The sequence below is a fragment of the Hymenobacter segetis genome, assembly GCF_054776495.1.
In genome coordinates this window covers 1,261,684-1,283,715 of record NZ_BAAHBV010000001.1, presented here as the reverse complement: position 1 = coordinate 1,283,715, position 22,032 = coordinate 1,261,684, and the positions used below count along the sequence as shown (strand labels likewise).

At 61.9% G+C, this 22,032-nt stretch carries 19 protein-coding genes and 1 tRNA gene; 11 read left to right on the top strand and 9 right to left on the bottom strand.

Translation table 11 applies throughout. The features are described from left to right. The first annotated feature begins 117 nt into the window (after positions 1-117). Complete coding sequence (locus tag ACYU70_RS05500; RefSeq protein ID WP_342299107.1) at positions 118-1,017, top strand: DUF6929 family protein; 900 nt, start codon at positions 118-120, stop codon at positions 1,015-1,017. Here the strand turns inward: ACYU70_RS05500 and ACYU70_RS05495 are convergent. Next, positions 1,014-1,394, bottom strand: coding sequence for a hypothetical protein (locus ACYU70_RS05495; RefSeq protein WP_342299109.1), 381 nt, complete (start codon positions 1,392-1,394; stop codon positions 1,014-1,016). The two genes, ACYU70_RS05500 and ACYU70_RS05495, sit on opposite strands and share 4 nt — an antisense overlap. A gap of 231 nt (positions 1,395-1,625) precedes the next feature. On the opposite strand from ACYU70_RS05495, the gene ACYU70_RS05490 reads away from it, so the two are divergent. Beyond that, positions 1,626-2,057 (top strand): hypothetical protein, encoded by a 432-nt coding sequence (locus ACYU70_RS05490; protein ID WP_342299110.1) that lies wholly within the window; start codon positions 1,626-1,628, stop codon positions 2,055-2,057. Positions 2,058-2,212: 155 nt separating this feature from the next. On the opposite strand, the gene ACYU70_RS05485 is transcribed toward ACYU70_RS05490, so the two are convergent. Together ACYU70_RS05485 and ACYU70_RS05480 are read right to left on the bottom strand one after the other, a co-directional pair. Then, positions 2,213-3,364, bottom strand: coding sequence for an AI-2E family transporter (locus tag ACYU70_RS05485; protein ID WP_342299111.1), 1,152 nt, complete (start codon positions 3,362-3,364; stop codon positions 2,213-2,215). A gap of 125 nt (positions 3,365-3,489) precedes the next feature. Beyond that, positions 3,490-4,686, bottom strand: a complete 1,197-nt coding sequence (locus tag ACYU70_RS05480; RefSeq protein ID WP_342299113.1) for a lactonase family protein — start codon at positions 4,684-4,686, stop codon at positions 3,490-3,492. Positions 4,687-4,959: 273 nt separating this feature from the next. Here ACYU70_RS05480 and ACYU70_RS05475 point away from each other — a divergent pair, with 273 nt between their 5' ends. Continuing rightward, positions 4,960-5,274 (top strand): hypothetical protein, encoded by a 315-nt coding sequence (locus tag ACYU70_RS05475; RefSeq protein WP_342299115.1) that lies wholly within the window; start codon positions 4,960-4,962, stop codon positions 5,272-5,274. 61 nt (positions 5,275-5,335) lie between these two features. Next, positions 5,336-5,539, top strand: a complete 204-nt coding sequence (locus tag ACYU70_RS05470) for a hypothetical protein (protein WP_342299117.1) — start codon at positions 5,336-5,338, stop codon at positions 5,537-5,539. A gap of 1 nt (position 5,540) precedes the next feature. On the opposite strand, the gene ACYU70_RS05465 is transcribed toward ACYU70_RS05470, so the two are convergent. From ACYU70_RS05465 to ACYU70_RS05445, 5 genes are all read right to left on the bottom strand, one after another. Then, positions 5,541-7,589 carry a HelD family protein gene (locus ACYU70_RS05465; protein WP_342299119.1) on the bottom strand — a complete coding sequence of 683 codons (2,049 nt, stop codon included), beginning with the start codon at positions 7,587-7,589 and terminating at the stop codon, positions 5,541-5,543. Positions 7,590-7,757: 168 nt separating this feature from the next. After that, positions 7,758-7,839, bottom strand: a tRNA-Leu gene (locus ACYU70_RS05460). Between the two features lie 37 nt (positions 7,840-7,876). Further along, positions 7,877-8,416 (bottom strand): iron-sulfur cluster co-chaperone HscB C-terminal domain-containing protein, encoded by a 540-nt coding sequence (locus ACYU70_RS05455; RefSeq protein WP_342299121.1) that lies wholly within the window; start codon positions 8,414-8,416, stop codon positions 7,877-7,879. Between the two features lie 32 nt (positions 8,417-8,448). Beyond that, on the bottom strand, positions 8,449-8,736 hold the full coding sequence (locus ACYU70_RS05450; RefSeq protein ID WP_342299123.1) for a putative quinol monooxygenase: 288 nt from the start codon (positions 8,734-8,736) through the stop codon (positions 8,449-8,451). 195 nt (positions 8,737-8,931) lie between these two features. After that, complete coding sequence (locus ACYU70_RS05445) at positions 8,932-12,609, bottom strand: alpha-amylase domain-containing protein (RefSeq protein WP_342299125.1); 3,678 nt, start codon at positions 12,607-12,609, stop codon at positions 8,932-8,934. Positions 12,610-12,855: 246 nt separating this feature from the next. Between ACYU70_RS05445 and ACYU70_RS05440 the strand changes: the two genes are divergently transcribed. Next, entirely contained in the window at positions 12,856-14,031 is a 1,176-nt protein-coding gene (locus tag ACYU70_RS05440) for an alpha/beta hydrolase (RefSeq protein ID WP_342299127.1), read from the top strand. Between the two features lie 260 nt (positions 14,032-14,291). Here the strand turns inward: ACYU70_RS05440 and ACYU70_RS05435 are convergent, their stop codons facing one another. Next, positions 14,292-15,062, bottom strand: a complete 771-nt coding sequence (locus tag ACYU70_RS05435) for an SAM hydrolase/SAM-dependent halogenase family protein (protein WP_342299129.1) — start codon at positions 15,060-15,062, stop codon at positions 14,292-14,294. Positions 15,063-15,184: 122 nt separating this feature from the next. On the opposite strand from ACYU70_RS05435, the gene ACYU70_RS05430 reads away from it, so the two are divergent. From ACYU70_RS05430 to ACYU70_RS05405, 6 genes are all read left to right on the top strand, one after another. Beyond that, positions 15,185-16,282 (top strand): PhoH family protein, encoded by a 1,098-nt coding sequence (locus ACYU70_RS05430; RefSeq protein ID WP_342299130.1) that lies wholly within the window; start codon positions 15,185-15,187, stop codon positions 16,280-16,282. A gap of 136 nt (positions 16,283-16,418) precedes the next feature. After that, the gene (locus tag ACYU70_RS05425; protein WP_342299131.1) at positions 16,419-16,853 is read left to right on the top strand and encodes a GNAT family N-acetyltransferase; all 435 of its coding nucleotides are present in this window, start codon (positions 16,419-16,421) and stop codon (positions 16,851-16,853) included. A gap of 94 nt (positions 16,854-16,947) precedes the next feature. After that, on the top strand, positions 16,948-19,227 hold the full coding sequence (locus ACYU70_RS05420; RefSeq protein ID WP_342299134.1) for a ComEC/Rec2 family competence protein: 2,280 nt from the start codon (positions 16,948-16,950) through the stop codon (positions 19,225-19,227). A 220-nt stretch (positions 19,228-19,447) separates the two neighbouring features. Then, positions 19,448-20,254 carry an enoyl-CoA hydratase/isomerase family protein gene (locus tag ACYU70_RS05415; protein WP_342299136.1) on the top strand — a complete coding sequence of 269 codons (807 nt, stop codon included), beginning with the start codon at positions 19,448-19,450 and terminating at the stop codon, positions 20,252-20,254. A 135-nt stretch (positions 20,255-20,389) separates the two neighbouring features. Next, on the top strand, positions 20,390-20,899 hold the full coding sequence (locus ACYU70_RS05410; protein WP_342299138.1) for a sterol desaturase family protein: 510 nt from the start codon (positions 20,390-20,392) through the stop codon (positions 20,897-20,899). A 57-nt stretch (positions 20,900-20,956) separates the two neighbouring features. Next, positions 20,957-21,856, top strand: coding sequence for a MerR family transcriptional regulator (locus ACYU70_RS05405; protein WP_342299140.1), 900 nt, complete (start codon positions 20,957-20,959; stop codon positions 21,854-21,856). The last annotated feature ends 176 nt before the right edge of the window (positions 21,857-22,032 follow it).

Here is a 22,032-nt window from a genome sequence, read left to right as displayed (position 1 = left end):
GGCAAGCGCGCCGGCAAGATAGGGAGCAGAACGGGTTGATATTTGGCCGAAGCTTGCCCGCTGTATCGCCCGGCCCGGCCGGCGCATTACAAAACCAACCCGCTATTCCCCCTTGCCATGACGGCCGCCATCATCTCCGAAAACCAAATCCCCGGCCTGCCCTCGGCCTCCGGCGTCGAAATCATCGGCCCCGTGGCCTACGTCATTGGCGATGACTCGCCCTACCTCTACCAGCTCGACGCGGCCACGCTGGCCCCCACCGGCCGCATCACCCTGTTCGATGCCGCCGCCGATTTCGCCACCGGCCGCATCCCCAAGCCGGTAAAGCCCGACCTGGAGTGCATGGTGGCCCTGACCTGGCCCGACGACCGCGCCGGCCTGCTGCTACTCGGCTCGGGCAGCCGACCCAACCGGGTGCGCGGCTGGTTTGTGCCTGCCGCAGGGGAGCAACTGCCTGCAGCCGTGGACCTGACGACCCTCTACGCCATCCTCGCGGCTCACCTGCCCACCGGCGTGGTTCTCAACCTCGAAGCCGCTGCCACCACCGATACCGAGCTGCTGCTGTTTCAGCGCACCGTGGGCCGGGCCGATGCGGCCTTGCTCTTCGTGCTGCCGCTGGCCGAAACGCTGGCTTTTCTGACGAACCCAACGGGCGCAAACCCGCCCGCCGTGCATCAGCTGGTGTTTGAGCTGCCGCTAATCGAGGGCTGCCCGGCGGGCTTTTCCGGGGCCACGTTTGTGGATGGCCAGCTGTTCGTGTCAGCTTCGGTGGAAAATACTGCCGATGCCGTGCTGGACGGGGCGGTGCTGGGCTCGTTTGTGGGCGTGGTGGATGTGGCCGCCCACACGGCCACGTTTGCCCAACTGGTCTGGGCCGATGGGCGGCCGTATTTCGGCAAAGTGGAGGGGCTGGCCGTGCGCCAGCAGCTGGCCGATGGCCAGTTTGAGCTGCTGCTCGTGACCGACGACGACGCGGGCGGCAGCACCGCCGCCACGGCCCACCTGCGGCTGGATTAGTTCGGCTCGGGCAGCTGGCGCAGCCAAGCGGTAGCTTCCTCTTCGGTGGCGAAAAGGCGGTAGGTGAGGGCCGACTGCTGTTGTATAGTGCTCATCACCTGGTCCAGGGCCAGGCGGGCGTATACGTCGGTGGGGATGATGATGGCCCCGAACAGCGCGTAGCCGTCGCTGGCACTCCGGGCCAGCCAGTCCTGGCCAATCCACTGCCGCTCCTCGTCGGTGAAGGGGGCCATGTGGCGCTGGTCGGCCAGCATTTTGTGCCAGCCGTGGCGGCGGAGCAGGTGGTGGGTGTGGGTCAGGAAAGCCTGAAAAACCGCAAAATCCCGAGGCGCGTCGGTGTATTGCACCAGCGCGTAGCCGTCGGGATGCTCAAGCAAGCGCCCAACCGGATTCTCAAAATATAATCGCATGTTATTAATAACTAACTTAATGGAATACAGATAGAAATTGAATAAAATGTTCAGCCTGTAATAATGGATGGCCGGGCCTGCTTACGATGCGCTGTATAATTTGTTGGCCGGAGGGCGTGGGGAGGCCGGCCCGGGCGTAATTTTGTTTGCTTCCGAAACCGCGCACTACCGCCGCAGGTCTCGCACCCCCTCCATTTTATGCTATTGCCGTCACGCGCTCAAGAAACGCTGTTCTTTCAAAATGCTGCTGGCAAGGTTTTCTACCAGCCGGCGGGTTTTGTGCGGTTGGTGTGGGCCCCCGAGCGGGCGGCGCTGGAAGCCATTCAGGCTTTCTACGAGCAGGTGCTGACCCTTATGCTGAGCACGGCCACCCGTAAAATTCTCTCCGACCACGGCCAGCGCGCGCCCCTCTCCGGCGCGGCACAGGAGTGGCTCACCGGGCAGTGGATTCCGCGCGCCATCAACCAGGCGCGGGCGCAGTACTGCGCCATCGTAGAGGGGGCCGACCCCATGCACAGGCTCTCCACGCAGTCGGTGGTGAGCGCGGCCCCGGCGGGGCTGATTTTCCAGCGCTTCTCGACGATGGATGAGGCTGAGAAATGGCTGTATGGGGCTGTGCTGAGCCGTTAGAAACAAAATTGCCCCGCAGCAATAAGCCATTAAAAACGGTCATGCTGAGCGGAGCCGAAGCATCTCGCGTGCAATAGTAAATGAATTACTTGCGCGGTAGAGATGCTTCGACTCCGCTCAGCATGACCGTTCATTTATGTAAGCGAACCCAACCGCTAAGCCGCGTCGGCTTCGGGTACTACCTGGCCCCTTTCGGCGGCCACAACGCTCTTTTTAGCCGGGTTGATTTTGCGGCCGCGCGGGGTTTCCTCGTCGCCCAGCACCATGCCCCAGGGCTTGAGCGACTCGATGCGGTCGAACACAATCTTCAAAATCGCAATAACCGGCAGGGCCAGAAACATGCCCGCCACGCCGCCAATGGCATTGCCCACCAGCACGCCCACGATGGCCACCAGGGCATTCACCTGAATTTTGGAAGCCACGATGCGCGGAATCAGGTAATGGTTGTCGATGAACTGAATGAGCATGTAGGCCCCCAGTACCGCCAGGGCGTGGCCGTAGCCGTCCTTGGCCACAAAGGCCATAAGCATGGGCAAAGCAATGGCGATGAGCCCGCCGATGTAGGGAATGAAGTTGAGCAATGCGCCCATCACACCCAGCAACAGGGCGTAAGGCACCCCGATGATGAGCAGGGCCGTGACGTTGAGCGCGGCCACGATGCTGCCCTCAATCAGAAGGCCCACCATGTAGCTCTGGATGGCGGTTTTGCTTTCGCGTAGCACCTCGCTCACGCCGGTATCGCGGCGGTGGCCCGAAAAGGCCTGCACCAGGAAATCGACTAGCCGCTTCTGGTACAGGAACAGCAGGAAGATGTAAACCGGTATCAGTGTGAACGATACGAGCAGGCCCGATACGGCTGAAAGCGTACCGCCCACCAGGCCCTGGGCCTTGGTGCCGGCCTCGCTCATCCAGCCTTGCAGCTTCTGGTCGCTGAGGCCGAAGCGCGACTGCAGCCACCCGTGCACCTGGGCCGCGGTTTCGGCAAATTTCTTTTTGAACATCGGCATCTGGTCCGAAAGCTGGGCTGCTTCCATGCTGATGAAGTACACGATGCCCAACACCGCCGCCACGCCCAGCACCACCGTGAGCAGAATGGCCAGTATCGGCGGCACCCGCTTGCGGATGAGCCATTGCTCCACCGGGTGCAGCATGATGGCGAAAATGGCCGCGAAAAACAGCGGGAAAATGATGTCGCTGGCAATGTGCAGCGTGAACACCAGCAGCGCCAGGCCCAGCAGTATCAGCGGGGCTTTCACGTAGAGCGGAAACTGGAGCTCGCGGGGTTCGGAGTCGTAAGGGGCGGGCATGGAAGAGGCAAAAAGGGTCGGTTCGGGCGAAATGCCGGCCGGTTTGCCCCCTTACGTGCCCTTGCCCGCCACGTTGCCGGGTTTCGGCGGGCGGCGGGGAATTCTCGGTCAGCGAAGTACCCGGCCTACCGCCCGAAATCCTCCGTCACCTGCAAAAACATGGGCGAGGGCACCTCCGTGCTCTGGCCGGTGGGTGTGAGCAGGCCCGATTGCGGGTCGACGCGGTAGCTCACCACGTTGTTGGAGTTCTGGTTGGCCACCAGCAGCAGGCGGCCACTGGGGTCGAGGGTGAAATTGCGGGGTGTTTTGCCCTGCGTGTCCACGTCCTGAATGGGCACCAGCGTGCCGTTGCCGGTATCGATGGCAAACACGGCGATGCTGTTGTGGCCCCGGTTGGAGGCGTAGAGAAACAGCCCGTTGCGCGAAACGTGGATGTCGGCGCAGGAATTTTCGCCCGTGTAGCCGGCCGGTAGCGCCGACAGCGTCTGGAGTTCGCGGAAGCGCCCGGCGGCCGCGTCATACGCCAGCACCGTCACGGTCGAGTTCAGCTCGTTGATGAGGTAGGCGTGCTTGCCATCGGGATGGAAAACGAGGTGGCGCGGCCCCGCGCCGGGCTTGGCCACGAAAGCTGGCTCGGCCTCGCGGGTGAGCTGGCCCTTGGTGGGGTCGAGGCGGTAGGAGTACACGCGGTCGGTGCCCAGGTTCACGGCGAAGGCAAACTTATTGGTGGGGTCGGGCAGGAGGCAGTGGGCGTGCGAGGTGGTTTGGTTCTTGTGCGGGCCGCTGCCGGTGTGCTGGTCCGTGGTGGGCGCGCCCAGTTGGCCATCGGGCGCTATGGGCAGCGCGCTCACATTGCCGCCCACGTAGTTGGCCACCAGGGCCGTTTTTCCGGTGCGGTCGAGGCTGATGTAGCAGGGCGAGGCCCCGTTGGAAGGCTGCTGGTCGAGCAGTTTCAAATCGCCGGTGCGCGGAGCCACCGCAAAGGCGCTGACGCCGCCGCCCGGCGCGCCCCGAAACGTCTGGGTTTCGCTCACGGCGTAGAGGAAGTGGTGGTTGGCCGAAAGCGTTAGGTAGGTAGGACTGGCCCCGCCGTGCTGCGCGCTCACGCGGGTGAAAGCGCCGGTAGCACCGTCCACGCGGTACAGGAAAATGGTGTTATCCTGCTCGTTGCCCACGTTGGTGCCCACGTACAGCCAGTAGTCTTTGGCGGCGGCGGTGCTGCTGCCAGCTGTCCGGGCGCAGCCCGCCAACAGCGTGATGGAAAGCAGCCCCAGCCCGCTCAGGAAGCGGAGCGGGCCGCGATTTACAGGAAAACCAATCATAAGAGAAGTCAAAATAGAAGGTGCAAAAATGCACAAAAGCCGTCGCGTCCAATGGCTCAGCGGCAAAGAACCGAGCCCGACGACAGAAAATAACGGGGAATTACCGGGAATAAAAAGCCCAACGGAGTGGCCCGCTGCCCAACACTTCGGCCGTTGCACCTCATAAAACATTCACATGATGCGTCTTAATCTTGTAGAAAAAGCACCGCTGAGCCGATATTCAACGCCGCTTTTTTGCCCGCTGCTTATCAGTCCGTTACCCATTGCCCCGTTATGCCTTTTTTCACGCGCCTCCCTACCGATACCAACCTGATTGAAGCCCACCAGTGGTTTCCGGGCCAGCAGGTGGCCGGCGTGACCGATGAGGCCGTGGGTTTCGCGGGCAATGAAAGCCTGCTAGCCGTGCCGCCGCACGCCTACCTCACGAGCCGCAAGGGCCGCCTCACCGTATTCGCGGGCGACTGGGTCATCACGGAGCCCACTGGCGACCAGCACATTTGCCAGGACCGCCTGTTCCAGATGAGCTACACGCCGGCCGAAAACGAGTTTGCCCCGCTGCCCGTCACCACGCCCGACGAACAAGGCTAACTGCGCCCAAACGGCCACCAGCCATTGGCCAGGCCGTGCCTCCTGGCGCTACCTTTGCCGCATGGAGTTTCAGAAAAAGAAGTACGCGTTTCGCGGCATGGATGGCTACGCCGGTTTCCGCAACGGCCAGGAATACGAGCTGGAGTTGGCCCTGAGCCCCGCCGACGAGGAGCGGCCGGCCGAAATCGTCATCATCAACCCGGTTTCGCGCCAGTACATGTATTGCAGCAAGCAGGAGTTCGCCCTGCGGTGGGAGAAGCGGTAGTTTAGGCTGACAAAAACGGGGCAACCTCGCCCGAATACGTGAGTGTGAGCTGGTGCATGGCCCGGGTACACGCCACGTAGAGCATGCTTTTGTCGACTTCCGTTTTGTAAGTGCGGGCAGAGGCAAAGGGCACGATGACCGCATCAAATTCCAGTCCCTTCGCCAAATGGGCCGTCGTGATGATGATGCCTTCTTTAAAGGCCGTGGACTCATCGGTGAGCAAATAAACGCCGGGAGCTTCCAGCGCCGTATACGCCTGCTCGGCCTGCCGAAGGGTTTTGCAGATGATGCCCATTGAATGATTGCCAGAGTTCTGGAAGGTCGTAATCAGCTGTTTGATAGCCTGTAGCTCTTCATTCGGGCTGCCGAAACGTACCACCGCCGGCTCCGGCCCGTGCCGCTCCAGGGGGATGATGTTCGGGTTCGGCGTGATGCGCTGCGCGAAGGCCGTAATTTCAACCGTGGAGCGGTAGCTGCGGTAGAGCTTTACCACCTCGGCCTGCGGGAAAACGCGCTCGATGGTTTCGGCTGAGGATGAGCTGTAGGGGTTAACGGTCTGGCTGACATCACCAAGGATGGTCTTGCGACACAGGAACATACGTGACAGCACGGCGTATTGCACGGGCGTGTAGTCCTGCATCTCGTCCACCAGCAGGTGCTTGACGTGGTCGTAGGTGCTGATGCCTTCCAGGCGCAGGCGCAGGTAAATCAGGGGGAATACGTCCGCGTATTCCAACGGCCGGCCGTGGTCGAATTTCAGGAGTTCGGGCTTGCCCAGCCAGCGGTAAAAATCCCGGTACAGGTCCAGCACCTGATGGAAGCGGAACATGCGCGGAATGGCCTCCCCAATCGTGGATTTCTCGTGATTGGTGAGCTTCCGCTTGGTGGCATCGCGCACGTAGTTCCGCACTTCCTCGGCCACCAGGGCAAACCGTTTCAGGAGCGGCACCCGGTGGAAGGTCTTGAACTTCGCCAGCAAAAACGGCAGGGGCACAATGGTTTGACCGACGCGCAGCTCCTTCACGGTGAAGTAGTTGTTCTCCACGTAAATCAGGTACTGGTTGAGCTGGTTCAGGAATTCGAACGACGACTTGAACCGGATGCGCTCAATAAACGCGGCATCGTGCGTATCCAGCAGCGCGGCTACCTGGTCGAAAAAGGTCTGGAACGAGTACTGGTGGTCGAGCAAATCGGCCGCCAGCTCCTCCATGCCCAGCTCGGGAATGTGCTCTTCGCCCAATTCGGGCAGCACGTTCGAGATGTAGTCGGCGAAGACTTTATTGGGCGAGATAATGAGCACGTCTTTGGCCCCGATGGTTTCGCGGTAGCGGTAGAGCAGGAACGCAATCCGGTGCAGGGCAATCGAGGTTTTGCCCGAGCCGGCTACTCCCTGAATGACCATCACCGGGGCCGTTTCGTTGCGAATCACCGCGTTCTGGTCGCGCTGAATGGTGGCGACGATGTTCTTCAGCTTGTCGTCGGAGGACTTGGCCAGCTCGCGCTGCAACACGTCGTCGTGAATGTTGACGTCGTTTTCAATCATGAACTCCAGGCGGCCGTCCCGGATTTTGTACTGCCGCTTCAGCTCAATATTGCCCTGCACCACGCCGCCCGGGGTGGCGAAGGAGGCGTCGCCCAGCTCAAAATCGTAGAACATGGACGAGATGGGCGCCCGCCAATCGTAAATCAGGCTTTGGCGCTGTTGCTCGTCGATGAAGGAATAAATGCCGATGTACACCGGCAAGCTGGCCTTCCCCTGCGGCACGAAATCGATGCGGCCGAAGTACGGCGACTGCCCCAGCTTGAGGAGCTTGCGTTTCCGAGCCACGGCCGCGTCACCCGTAAATGCCATGCGGTTGATGGACTGGCCGGCGGCCACCATGTCGGCATCGTCCATGCCGGACTGGTGCTCGTGGATGTACTGCTTTTTCTCCCGAAGCTCATCCGAAAACTGCTTCACGGAGCCATCGACCCGCCGGATGGCCAGCGTCAGCTTCTCCTTGATTTCTTCCAGGTATTCTCTCTCTTCTCGTTCCGTTGCGTTTATCACTGGCAGTTCTGGGGGTATGGGGCTCAAAGGTGACCGCAAATTTCGGTCAGTTAGAGCCTAAAAATTAACTCAACCATTGAGGTGCGCCGGTTTTATTCTGACTCCGGGTACAAATGCGAAAAGCCGGCCTCTCTCACGCATGAGAGAAGCCGGCTTTCGATTATCAAGTACCCGGAGCCGGAGTCGAACCGGCACATCTTGCGATATTGGTGTTTGAGACCAACGCGTCTACCGGTTCCGCCATCCGGGCAGGATGCTTATTCAGAACAATTCCGCTCTTGCCGGTATCAGGAGCGGGCTGCAAAGGTAGCAACTTGCTGCTGGATGCGCAACAGATACCGCTTTTTTAGGTAGTAGGTGCGGATTTGCTGGAGCGCGGCCGGGCGGTGGTCGGCGGGGAGCTGCTCATAGCCAGCGAGAACGGGCTCGATGCCCGCGTCGAGGGTATCGGCCAGGGCAGTGACTTCGGCGGCCACTTTGGCGATGCCGGCCGGGTCGGCATCCATTTCCAGCTCCATCAATTCCTCGTTGAGGTCCATCATGTCCATCAGGAAATCGGGCGGGAGCTGCTCCTGCTTGCCTTCTTCGAGCAGGCCGTTTTGGCGCAGCAGGTAGGCCATGCGCTGGTCGGGGTCGGCGAGGGTGCGGTAGGCGTTGGTGTTGAGGGTGGCCTGGCGCAGCATCTCGGCCTGGTTTTCGGGCGAGGTGGTGGCGTGGAAATCGGGGTGGGTTTCGCGGCTTTTGGCGTAGTAGAGGCGCTTGAGGGCGGCTTCATCGGGCCGGAAGGACTGGGGCAGGCCGTAGAAGGCGAAGTAATCGGGGGACATAGAAAATGGATGTTTATCAGAAGCGCATACGGCTACAACACCGGATTCACCGAAAAAGCCACGGGCGGCGCGGCAAATAGCCGCTTCGTGGCCGGCCACACCTCCCCAAACAGCGCAGACTTACGGTAGGCGTTGAGGGCGGCCGCATCGTCCCAATGGCTGTGGGTGCAGTAGATGGCGGGGTTGTCGGCATCCTGCCACAGCTCCAGAAAGCGGCAGCCGGGCTGCTGCCGGATGCGCTGCTCGGTGGCGCGAAAAAGGGCGAGAAAGGCCGGTACCTGCGCCGGCTCAAAACTCATGCGAACAATGCGGATTAGCATTCGGGGTGGGGGAGTTGGAGGGGCAAAAGTAAAAAGCCCCGGCTCCGCGAAGGGAGCTGGGGCTTTTTATGGGGGATTAACAACGTAGGGGCGGGGCTTGCCCCCGCCCGGGCGTTAGGACCGAATTAACGATTCCGTTCAACGACGGGCGGGGGCAAGCCCCGCCCCTACATCGTTCGGTTTCGCGCCAATGTTCTATTCCCGCACCACGCGCAGGCGCTGGGGCAGGCCATCAGCACCAGTGAGCGTCACCACGTACACGCCCGGCGCGACCTGGCGCAGGAAGCTGCCGAGCTGCTCGGCCAGCGCCGCGCGTGGGGCCGGCGCGGGGGCCAGCAGCGTGCGGCCCAGCACCGAGCTTAGAGTGAGGCGCAGGGGTGCGTCATCGGCCAGGGCAGGGCCGCCGAGGAGCTGCACGGCATCGCCGTGGCTGGGGTTGGGCAGTACCACGTAGGGGCTGGCGGTGGCGGACACGTAGGCCACGGGGCTGTAATTAATACTGCCGTCGAGGTCGCGCTGGCGGAGGCGGTAGTAGGCGGCAGTGGGCGCGTCGAGGTCGTCGTAGGTGTAAGTGGTGGGCTGGTTGCCGCCCCGGGCCGGCACGGTGGCCAGGCGGCGGAACTGCTGGCCGTCGGCCGATTTCTCGATGTCGAAGCCGGCGTTGTTTTTCTCCAGAGCTGTAGCCCAGTCCAGGCGCACGGTGCTTGCGCTGGCGCGGCGGCCCTCGAAGCGGGTGAGCGTGACCGGGAGCGTTGGGCTGCCATTGCCGAGGGCGAATTTCGAGAAGGAGCTGATGCCTGCGTAGGTGGCCACAAATGGCCCGCTGCCGGTGATGGTAGCGCGGCCCAGCTCGGTCCAGGTTTCGCCTGCGCCGCCGTGGTTGCGGTAGATGCTGGCCTGGGCGGGCACGAAGCTGGCATTCTGGTCGGCGGCATTATACTGGAGGCTCATAGCTACGACCGGGCCGGTGGCCAGTGTGGGCGTCACCTCCCAGGTGCGGTTCACGAACTCGGCGGTGCGGGCGTAGGGTGCGCCGCTGGTGCCATTGGTAAGCAACCCGCTGAATGTGCGAACCTGGAACGTGGTGCTGACCCCGCTATTTGCCAGCGTGAGGGGCGTGAACGATGCCGCCGTGCCCACCGGGAAGGCCACGGCCGAGCCATCGCCCGGCACGGGCCGCACCACGAAACCGCCCGTAGCGGCCACATCGGGCGTGATGACGTAGCGGCTGGCATCGGCCCCGCTCACGGTAGCCGTGCTGCCCAACGTCAGGTTCTGATTATCAATAGCCAAATGGCCGGCCGTGAAAGCCAGCGCGCCGCTCACGCTCACGGGGCTGAGCAGGCGGGCATTCGCAGCGTTATTGATGGTTAGATTATTCAGCGCCAAAACCGTGCTGCTGCCGGTGCTCACGGTTTGCTCGGCGCTGCCATTCAGCTCCAAAGTGCCAGAGCTGGCTATTGAGCCGACGGCCAACACGTTACCGCTCACGCGCAGGGTGGTGCCAGCGGCCAGCGACAGGCTGGCCCCGCTTTCAACGGTGAGGTTGTGGGCGGCCAGGGTGCCGGCCGCGAGGGTGGGGGCGAAGCTGGTGCCGGCGGGTATCAGCACGTCGGTGCTGGCGGTGGGTGTCACGCCGGCTTCCCAGTTGCGGCAGTCAGTGGCATCGGCCGAGGCGTCGTTGCTGGTCCAGATGGCCACCTGGTTGGTGGAGGCGGGGGACGTGAGGGTGTTCACGGCGGCGGGCGCGGTGTAGCTCACCTTCACGTAGCAGCGCTGGCCGGCCACGGTGGCGGTGGTGTTGCGGGCTTTCAGGGACAGCCAGCCGGTGGTGCTGGGCGAGTAGCTGCCGGTGGCGGCTGTGGTGCCGCTGGCGCTGCTCAGGAGCTGACCGCGCAGGTCGTACACGCCGATGGTGAGGCTGCGGGTGTTGCTGCCGGCTTCGGGTGAGAGGGTGTAGCTCACGGGCTGGCCGGCCTGGGTATATATTTTGCCCACCAGCCGGGTGTTGGTCGAGTTCGAGGGGAGCGCGCCGCCCTGGCCCAGGCCGCCGCAGTTCAGGTCGCCGAGGTCGTCGGCCATTTCCCATTCCTGGGTGGTGAGGGTGGCGCGGGGCGGGGTGTAGGTTGAGTTGTCCTGACCCACGGGTGCCCACACCGAGTAGCCCCGGCGGCCCAGCAGGGCGCTGCCGTTGCAGGGCGGCGTGTTGATGCGCACGCGCTGGTCGGCCGGCACGGTGTAGGTGTACGTGCCGTTGGCCCCCGAATAATCCCTGAGCACGGTACCGGGCGCGAAGTCCGAATCCACGTAGTTTTCCTGCCAGTTATTATAGCTGTCGTTGATGCCAATAATGGCCTTGGTGCTCCGCTCGATGATGAGGTGGTCCTGCGCCTGGTAGCGCACCTTGTACGTGCCGTCCTTAAAACCAAGGTGCTGGTGGCACCAGAGCAGGTTCACGAGGTCGGAGCGGGTGGGCAGGTCGGTGGTGGAGGTGGGCACGTGGGCGTAGCGCTTGCCCGTGCTGCCGAGGTTGAACAGGTCTTCGATGAAGATGTGCGGGTTACCATCCACCGCGAAGGCGATGGCATAGGCAGCCGAGAGGCGCGGGTCGAACGGGTCGATGTGGGCGGCCAGCTCGTCGCCAGTGTTCCAGCCGGTGTAGTTGCCCGTGGCGCTGAGCTGGGGCCGGAAGGTATCGTGGTTATTCACGAAGGGCGCGGTGCGGTGCACGTAGGTATTCGAGGCGGCGTAGTAGGCCACGCGCTGGTCCTGCTGCTGGCTCGGAATCTGGCCGAGGTCGTAGTTGCCGCCGCCGCTCACCATGCCGTAAATAGCGCCACGCAAGCCGAAATCGAAGGTGCCCATCAGGAAGTCGTTGCCGCTGTTCTGGCCCTTCACGCTGGTCACGTAGCCGTCCAGGTCGGTCTTGCCGCCCACATATTCGCCCACGTTGAGCATGGCCTCGCCGCCGTTGGCCCAGCCGGCGTTGTACTTCAGGTTGAAGCTCAGGTCCTGCTGAGCGTTGTAGCTGAAGTGCTTCACCGCGTCCCAGCGGAAGCCGTCCACGCCGGTCTGCTTCTTCATCCACACTATCCAGTTGCGGGCCTGGGTCTGGCTGTAGCCCTGGCTTTGAACTGGGTTGAACGCGCCGGGGTACAGGGCTAAGTAATTGGGGCTTAGCTGGCCGTAGCCGTCATTGCCGCCGTCGTTGCCGTAGCAGAAATCGGGGCCGAAATACGGGGCGGCCTGGTCGCCGCTGGTGGTGTTGTGGCCCAGCTGCGGGTGGAAGTTGGCGTAGTTTTTCGGCCAGCGGCCCTGGCGGGCGGCGTAGGCCGCGCCGTTGTCGCCGGCCTCGGGCAGGGGCGTGGCAAAGGAGCTGTAGCGGAAGGTTTTGTAGCCGCTGTTGCTGGCCATTGAGAAGTTGGGCTCGGGGTCCTGGCCGGCATCGCCGGTGGTGGTGCCCGCCCCGTCGGTGTGGTTCAGCACCACGTCCTGAATGACTTCGATGCCGTTGGCGTGCAGCACGGCCACCAGGCGCAGGAACTCGTCCTTCGAGCCGAAGCGGGTGCGTACGTCGCCTTTCTGGTACTTGTCGCCGAGGTCGTAGGGGTCGAAGGGCGAGTAGCCCACGTCGTTGGTGGCGTTCTTGTTCTTGGGCGTGGGCGGCAGCCACACGGCATCAATGCCCATCTCCTTGAGGCGCGGGGCCAGCTCGGTCAGGTAGTCGGCCCACTTAAAGCGGTAGGTATCGTTGTAATAATCCCACCAAAAGGCTTGGAGCACAACCTTTTTGATGGTGGTTTGGGCGCGGGCCGGGTAGCTGGCCAGTTGGGCCAGCAGCCACAGCGCCAGCAAGGCGTAGCGTTTTCTCATCAGTAAGCAGAAGCAAAAAGAGTTAGGTGGGAAACAGAACCCCAAATCTACCAGCTATTAAAATGCAAAACAATGTAAACTCCTATTTATGAGTGTGCTAAGGTTTGCACAGTTGGCTTGTCTTAACATCAAAAAGCTCCCATAAGCTACAAATCTTGGGCTTCTGTCAACTCTGACGAACATTAGGCGTAGAACCTGCCGCAAACACCTTCTCTTCATACTGTCATATTTTACCTGTTCTTTTTCATGAAACTCTCCACCACCCGTTCGGCAGCCTTTGCGTGGCTTGCTGCTCCCGCTCTGGCCGGCGGCCTGCTGCTCAGCAGCTGCAGCAGCCAGCCCACCGCCACCGAAGCCGATAAAACCGCCACCGTGGTTCCCGGCGAAACCAACGCTGCCTCTGATAGTGCCGCCGTAACCGCTCCCGCTGCTGGCACGGGTGCCGTGAAGCCCACCGGCCCCAAACCCGCCTGGGGTCCCAATCTCAAGCCCGAGATGCAGGCCGTTATCGAGCAGCTCATGAGCTTCAAAAACAAGCCTTTCCCCGAAATCACCGCAGCCGAGGCCCGCAAGCAGCCCAGCGCCGCCGACGCGGCTATGAAGCAGATGAAGGCCAGCAATATTCCCGTGCCGCCCCTGAACTGTGACACCGTTACTAAAGCTCTGATGCCCGGTGTGAAGGCCCGCATCTACACGCCCAAGGGCGGCGCGGCTTCGTATCCGGTCATCGTGTATTACCACGGTGGCGGCTGGGTGATTGCCACGAATGATACCTACGCAGCCTCGGCCCAGGCCCTGTGCGAGCAGGTGGGTGCCGTGGTGGTGTCGGTGGAATACCGTAAAGGTCCGGAGCACAAGTTTCCGACCGCGCATGATGATGCCTTCGCCGCCTACCAGTACGTGCTGAAAAACGCTGCCAGCATGAAAGGCGACCCCGCCAAAGTGGCCGTAGTGGGCGAAAGCGCCGGCGGCAACCTGGCCTGCAACGTCAGCATCATGGCCCGCGACAAAAAAGTGGCTCTGCCCAAATACCAGGTGCTGGTGTACCCCATCGCCGGCTCCGATACCAATACGCCTTCGTACCAGGCCAACACCCAGACCGCTCCCCTCAACAAGGGCGGCATGGAGTGGTTCTTCAAGAACTACCAGCGCACCGCTGCTGATTTGAAAGACCCGCGCATCAACCTCGTGGCCGCCAACCTGAAAGGTCTTGAGCCCACCACCATCATCGCCGCCGACTACGACCCGCTCACCAGCGAAGGCAAAACGTTGTCGGACAAGCTCTCCGCTGCTGGTGTGAAAGTCAACTACAAAAAATACGACGGCACTACGCACGAATTCTTCGGCATGGCCGCCGTGGTTCCCGAGGCGAAAGATGCCCAAGGCGTAGCCGTAAGCGACTTGAAAGGCGCGCTGAAGTAGTCATTTGTCATTGCGAGCGCAGCGCGGCAATCCATCCTGTTCTCAGCGACCAGCCTAATAATGTGAAAAGCCCCGGCACCATTGCGGTGCCGGGGCTTCCTGCTTTAAAAATTACACTAGGTTCCCCTCTCTTTTGGAGAGGGGCCGGGGGTGAGGTTCCGGCGGCCGCGCAATTTAGGGCTGCATCACATCTCAGGGTTAGTCGCTGAGAACAGGACGGATTGCCGCGCTGCGCTCGCAATGACAGACGGGGCCCTTGACTACTCCGCCTGAAACCGCACGTCTACCTGCGAATCAAAATTCAGCCCCAGCAGCTCCGCCGCATTGCCCTGGCAAATGCCCAGGCACAAAAAATTCTGGCTATTGAACACCACCACCGCCTCGCCGGGCGGCACGGCCGAGAAGTGCGGGTGCAGGTCGCGCACCACATCGCGCCCGAAGTGGATGGCCAGCGGCCGGCCGTGGCCCACGGCCTCCACTGCCGTGCGCGAAATGTTGGTGACGAGGTTGCCGTAGTGGTCCACGTGCGCCACGTGGCCGGTGATGCGGTGGTCCTGGAGGCGCAGTTGGCGGTTATTGAGCTGGTGCTGAGTTGTAACGGCGGGGCCGAGGTCGCTGAGCAAGGTGCCTTGGGCCAGGGCTACGGCGGCGGGCAGCAACACGTCGCGGGTGGGGGAGGCGGTGATGGCGGCCGGTAGGGCCACCAGGTTTTCGGGCGTGCCGTTGGCCAGCAGGGCCAGAATGCCGTTGTCGCCGCTCACGAAATAGTGGCCTTCAAGCTCAGCGGCCAGCCAGCCGGGCTCAGCCCCCGCGCCGTGGTCAGCCACGCCGATGACATGCACCGTGCCCACAGGAAAATCCCGGAACACGCTTTGGAGAACGTGAACGGCGTGCGCGATGTTAAAGGGTTCGACGCCGTGGCTGATGTCGACCACCGGAATCGCCGGGGCCAGGTGCAGCAGCCGCGCCTTCAGGGCCGCCACGTAATGGTCGCGGTAGCCAAAATCGGTGAGCAGCGTAATCAACCCCATGCCAGTGTTCCGTAGTTTTTCGTAGTATTGTTCCAGCGCCCGAACCGGGGCAAAAGTAGCCGGTTTGGGCCGAAAACGGGCCCTTTTTCCCACACCCTTTCTCTTTCCCCCTCTCTTCCAACTTGGTCGAAAAAATCATCACCCTCGAAAACATGTCTTTGGTCGATTTCCTCGGCCCCGACAATCAGAATATCCGCCAGCTGGCGGCCGCGTTTCCGGGCTCCAAAATCATCAGCCGCGGCAACGAAATCAAAATCCAGGGCCAGACGGAAGTCATTGCCCGCATCAACGACCTGCTTTCCTCGCTCATCGAGCACTACCACCAATACGGCCAGATTACCGAGAAAACGGTAAATCAGTACCTCTCCGCCACTTCTGAAGAGGCCGAAGGCAGGGTGCTGGCCGCCTCGCCCGATGTTATTCTCTTCGGGGCCAAAGGCGGCGTTATCAAAGCCAAAACGCCCAACCAGCAGAAGCTCGTGGATACTGTAATGGCCCACGACCTCACCTTCACCCTCGGGCCCGCCGGTACCGGCAAAACCTACATTTCGGTGGCCCTGGCCGTGCGGGCGCTCAAGAACAAGGAGGTGAAGAAAATCATCATATCGCGCCCTGTAGTGGAGGCCGGCGAAAGCCTGGGTTTCCTGCCCGGCGACATGAAGGAGAAAGTCGACCCCTACCTGCGCCCGATTTACGATGCCCTGGAAGACATGATTCCGGCCGAAAAGCTGAAGTTTTACCAGGAAAATAAAATCATCGAAATCGCCCCGCTGGCCTACATGCGCGGCCGGACGCTGAACAACGCCTTCGTGCTCCTCGACGAGGCCCAGAACACCACCCCGAGCCAGATTAAGATGTTTCTGACCCGTATGGGCCCCACGGCCAAGGTGATGGTGAACGGCGACCGCAGTCAGATTGACCTGCCCACCCGCCAGAAATCGGGCCTGATGCAGGCCATGGACATTCTGAAAAACGTGCAAGGCATCGGCTACGTCGAAATGACTTCCGAAGACGTGGTGCGCCACCGCCTGGTGAAGGAAATCGTGGAAGCCTACGACAAGTTCGACACCGAAGAAACGGTGCGCCAGGCGCAGGCCAACGGCATTCCGCGCCGCGATGAGCGGCACGAGCGCCGCCTACGCGAGCAGGGTTTGGTAGAAGGCGAGCAGCTTGGGTCCGAAGAAACGGAGCTGCCCGTGAACCACGAGCAGGCGCTGTAGCTCTTGCTGTCTGATTTTTTTTAATAACCATCTGTCATCCTGAGCAAAGCGAAGGACCTTACCACGTTTGAACTCGTTGTTCAGCGGTGATAAGGTCCTTCGCTCTGCTCAGGATGACAGTTTTTAATCATATATCATGCCCGCCACCGCCTACCGCATCACCGACCTGCGCGACCTCGACGCCGCCTTCACCATCCGCGAAAAAGTATTCGTGGAAGGCCAGGGCGTGCCCGCCACCCTCGAAAATGACCTCCACGACCGTACCGATGCCCGCCACTACCTGGCCCGCACCGAGGACGGCACGCCCGCCGGAGCCGCCCGCTGGCGCGAAACCGATAACGGTGTGAAACTGGAACGCTTCGCCGTACTCGAAGGCTTCCGCAACCAGCAAATCGGGGCCGCGCTGCTCCACGCCGTGCTGGCCGATGTGCAAGCCGAGCTACCTGATGCTGAAGTGTATCTGAACGCGCAGATTAATGCCGTCCGCTTCTACGAGCGGCACGGGTTTCGGAAGGAAGGGGAGATGTTTGAGGAGGCGGGGATTCAGCACTTCAAGATGGTGCTGGGATAAGGCCAGGGGGCAGGCGTGGCCGGGGTGAAGCTGGCTGTTTCGGCCCAAACCGCTACATTGCCAGCCCAATACCCTTTCCCTTTTCTACCCGCTAATGATTGCCTGGGCCACCTTTCCCTTCGTGCGCTACACCCCCGCACTGATTCTCGGCATCGTGGGCTACCTCTACCTCGGGGCTGACTGGCCGGAACTGTGGCCCGTTACCGCAGCCCTGTCATTAATAAGCATTGGGTTGATTTTCTGGGCTGTGCGACAGCGCACGCCGTTCTCATCCGATGCTGCCGGTCTGTTGTCGCTGCTCACCATCATTGCGCTGGGGGCCACGCTCACCCAGCGCGCCACCGAATGCCGCCGCGCCGACCACCTCTACCGTTTCGGCGATAATGTAGAATGCTACCAGGCCGTGGTGGACGAAGCCACCGTGGTACGGGCCGCCACCTACGCCACCACTCTGAAAGTGCAGGCCGTGCGCGTGGCCGGCCGCTGGCGCCGGGCCACGGGCGGCGTGCGGGTGTCGCTGCCCCGGGTGGCGGGCATTGCGCAGCCGCAGTACGGCGAGGTCTGGCTCATTCGCGGCCATCCCGACCCCAGCAAGCCGCCGCTCAACCCGGGAGAGTTCGACTACGCCCGCTATCTGGAGTATAGGCAAGTCTATCACCAGCAATACATACACCCCGACCAGTACCGGATTCTGCGGCTGGCTCCGCCTAATGTGCTGGTAGCCATCAGCATGAAAGCTGCTGCGCAACTCGATGGCGTTTTCCGGCATTATATCCATGCCAAGCGGGAGTATGCCATTGCCTCGGCGCTGGTGCTGGGCATCAAGGACGACGTGGATTTGGCCACCAAGCAGGCCTACACGGCCACGGGCACCACACACATAATGGCGGTGAGCGGCTTGCAGGTGGGTTTATTGTTCGCGGCCATGTCGTGGGTGCTGCGCAAGATGTTTGGGCGCGTGAAGGGCTTTTTGCTGTGGTCGTCGCTGGTGGGGCTGGCCGTGATTTGGAGCTACGCCTTTCTCACCGGGCTGTCGGCGTCGGTGCTGCGGGCCACGGTTATGTTCACGGTCATCATCATCGGACGGGCGCTGGGGCGGCAGGATTCCATCTTCAATACGCTGGGTGTGGCCGCGTTCGGCTTGCTGGTTTGGAACCCGTTTCTGGTGGCCGATGTGGGCTTCCAACTCTCGTTTCTGGCGGTGCTCAGCATCGTGTACGTGCAGCCCCGCATCGCCCGCTGGCTCGATGTTGAAGCGTATTTCTACGCCCGCCGCCGGCCCTGGCAGCCCAAAGCCGTGCAGTGGGCTTGGCGCGGCAGCGGCTGGTTTCTGGACAAAGTGTGGCAGGCGGTGGCGCTATCCTTAGCGGCGCAGGTGGCCACGTTTGGGCTGGGGCTGTACTACTTCCATCAGTTCCCGTTCAGCTTTCTATTTTCCAACCTTGTGGCTGTGCCCATTTCCAGCGGAGCGGTTTATGTGGGGCTGGCTTTATTAGCGGTGAAGGGAATTATGGCCACAATTGGCCTGCTGCTGCCCGCCGGCGCGGCGTGGTGGCTCGACTTGCTTCCCCGCGCCGTGGCCCAGGTATTTGAATGGATGGTCTGGGCGTTCAACGAATACATCTTCCTGATAAGCCGCTGGTTCTCCGGCTGGGTGGTGCGCGATATCCACGTTTCGGCCCTGCAAACGGTGTTGCTTTTCGGGATAATCGGGGCCGGCCTGGCCTGGCTGAATACCCGCCGGCTGGGCTGGCTTCGCGGCATGGCGCTGCTGTTATGCTGCTACGGCGGCAGCCGCGTGGCCGAGGCCCGAGCCGTAGCGCCCACCGAGGAATTTATCGTGTACAGCATTCCGCGCCGCTCGGCGGTGGGGTTCTGGCAGGGCGCGGCGGCCGAGTTCGTCACGCCCGACTCGTTGCCGCTCACCGAAACCGAGCGCACCTACCGCCTGCTGCCGGGCATCATCAGGCGGGCGGCGCGGCGCACGGCCTACCGCGTGGGCTGGCGCGGTTGCACCGTGCCCGTGCAGCGCCTCGCCGACCCTGATAGCACGAACGAGAAGCTGTATTTCAAGCCCGGCCCGGTGGTGTTAGCCCGTTGGCGCGGCCTGCGGGTAGCCTTCGTCTCCAATCGCATTTCCACCGCCACCAAGCCCGCGCCCGTCGATGTGCTGGTGCTGCGCCGCAACGCCCGCCTCAAGCCCGAAACCGTGGCTGCCGTCTTCGGCCCACGGGTGCAGGTGGTATTCGATTCGAGCTGTAAAATCTGGTACGTGGCCCGGCAGGATTCCCTGTTGCGCGCCCAAGGCTTCCGCACCTGGGACGTCACGGCGCGGGGGGCTTTTCGGTGCGCGCCGCCGTTGGCCGGGCGGTAGGGTGGGGCCCGTAGGCAACCGCCGACCCCAGCTCTTCCGAGTTAGAGCTAGAATGGTCAATGGACCAGTAGTCAATGACTTTCAACGGTTCTACCGGGTGCTTGGTCGAGCAAGGCAGTCCATCCGTACATTTTTTGCGTTAATTGCCTTGGAAGATGCCACCTTTCTCCCGCCGGCGGCATCCCAGCTGTAACCATCCGTCCGCGCCAATACCGCCCCTATGGAAAACCTGCTCACCCCCGAACTCGAAGCCCTTCGCTACATTCAGTACGAAGCCCAGGACCGCATTGGCTACATCACCCTCAACCGGCCCGACAAGCGCAACGCCCTGAACGCCGACGTGGTAACCGAGCTGAAACAGGCGTTTGAGTTCGCCGAAAACGACGAAGACGCCAAGGTTATCGTGCTGCGCTCGGCCGGCGAGGTGTTCTGCGCCGGGGCCGATTTGGCCTACATTCAGGAGTTGCAGGGCTACGGCTACACCGACAACTTGGAGGACAGCACGCACCTCATGCAGCTCTTCCACCAGATTTATACCCTCAAAAAAGTCGTCATCGCCCAGGTGCAGGGCCATGCGCTGGCCGGTGGCTGCGGCCTGGCCGCCATCTGCGACCTGACTTTTGCTGTGCCCGAGGCCAAGTTTGGCTACACCGAAGTAAAAATCGGCTTTCTGCCGGCCATCGTGAGCGTATTCCTGCTGCGCAAAATCGGCGAGTCGCGCACCAAGCAGTTGCTGCTCACCGGCGACCCCGTTTCGGCCCAAACCGCCCTCGACATGGGCCTCATCACCTTCCTGGCCCCCAAGGCCGAGTTGGCCGAAAACGTGCACACCTTCGCCCAGCGCCTGTGCCGCGAAAACTCGGCCCAGAGCATGGAAGTAACCAAGGAAATGCTGGCCCACCTGCCCGAGCTCGACCTCGAAGAAGGCCTGCGCTACGCCGCCCAGCGCAACGCCGAAGCCCGCGGCTCGGAGGATTGCCGCAAAGGCATTGCCGCCTTCCTCAGCAAAGAAAAGATTGGCTGGTAGGCTGCTCCGGGCCTTGCCGCTTCCCACGGCCCTCAGGAAAGTAGTATCTTGAACGCCGCTTTGGCCCGAAATGGACCAGAGCGGCGTTTTTACGTTTCCGGCAAACAACTTTTTCTCCGCAACGGTTACCTCCGCATGACAGCCCTGGCCGCCATTGGCATCACCCTTAGCACCTTCGGATTCATGGAATTCTGGGCGTGGTTTATGCACAAATTTGTGCAGCACGGGCCGCTGTGGTTTTTGCACCGCTCGCACCACGTGCGCCACCCGCACCCGGTGGAGCGCAACGACCTGTTTTTTCTGATTTACGGGGGCATTTCGGCCGCCCTGTTCATCACCGGCGACAATGGCGGGCGCTGGTGGTTTTGGGTGGGCGTGGGCATTGCCTGCTACGGCACGGTGTATTTTTTCGTGCACGATGTATTGATTCACGGCCGGTTACGCTTCTGGAAAAAGTCGCAGAATACCTACCTGCGGGCCCTCAACATGGCCCACAAAACCCACCACAAAACCACGGGCCGCGACGGCTCAGCTGAGTTCGGCCTGCTGTGGGTTTCGCCCAAATACCTGGAGCTGGCCCGAAAGCAGCACCAATTAAAAATGAAAGAGAAAATTAAAAATGACCCCCGAGCCGCCGAATTCTAGTCCGGATTCTGCGTGCTGATTTTTAATTCTCAACTCAATAAGTTTTTAATTACCCCAATGGGCCACTTCTCCATCAGCGACTTAGAGCAGCTTTCGGGCATCAAGGCGCACACCATTCGGATGTGGGAGCAGCGCTACGGCCTGTTGCGCCCGGTGCGCACCGCTACCAACATCCGCACGTATTGCGACGATGATTTGCGCCGCCTGCTGAATGTGAGCACGTTGTGCGGGCGGGGAAAGCGCATTTCGCAGGTGGCTTGCCTCAGCGATGCCGAGATTCAGGCGGCCGTGCTGGCCTGCTGCAACGATTCCCACGACTACCATCAGCAGGTGAATGCCCTGCTGGCCGCCATGCTGAGCTTCGATGAGCAGCGTCTCAACCACCTGCTCAACGAAGCCACCGCCTGGTTGGGCTTCGAAAAGATGATGCTCTTTGTGGCATACCCACTCCTGCAGCGCATTGGCCTGATGTGGCTGGCCGGCACGGTAAACCCCGCTCAGGAGCACCTGCTGGCCCATTTGCTGCGCCAGAAACTGCTAGCCGCCACCGATGCCCTGCCCTGCGTGCCCACCTCGGCCCGCCGCTGGGTGCTGTTCCTGCCCGCCAATGAGCTGCACGAGCTGGCGCTGCTATTTATGAACTACGCCCTGCGGGCGCGCGGCCAGCACACGCTCTATTTGGGCCAGAACCTGCCCACCGCCGAGTTGCACGCCGTGTGCGAAACCTACCAGCCCGATGCCGTTGCCACGGTACTAACCTCGCAGCCCGAGCGTGGCAAAGTAGGGGAGTTTGCCCGCGAAGTGGCCGCAATGTGCGCCGATAAGCTGGTGGTGCTCTACGGGCCACTGGCTCGGCAGGAAGGCCTGGAACTACCCAAAAACTGCGTTGCACCGGAGTTAATGACTGATTTTCTGGCGCTGGTGGGTGAGCATGAGCCCGAGCCGGTGGCGGCCTGAAGCGGGCAATCTGGTTGGCGGCGCACTCCGTAGGTGAGCCCGAAAACTTCACAAAAACATCACGGGCTTTCGGGGAAATTCGTCGGGCTGAAACCGAGGTCGGCCGTACCTTGCCGCGCCTATGGCGAAAAGTAGGCGTGCCGAGCAAAATTCTTTAGGCCCGGACTAGCCGGATT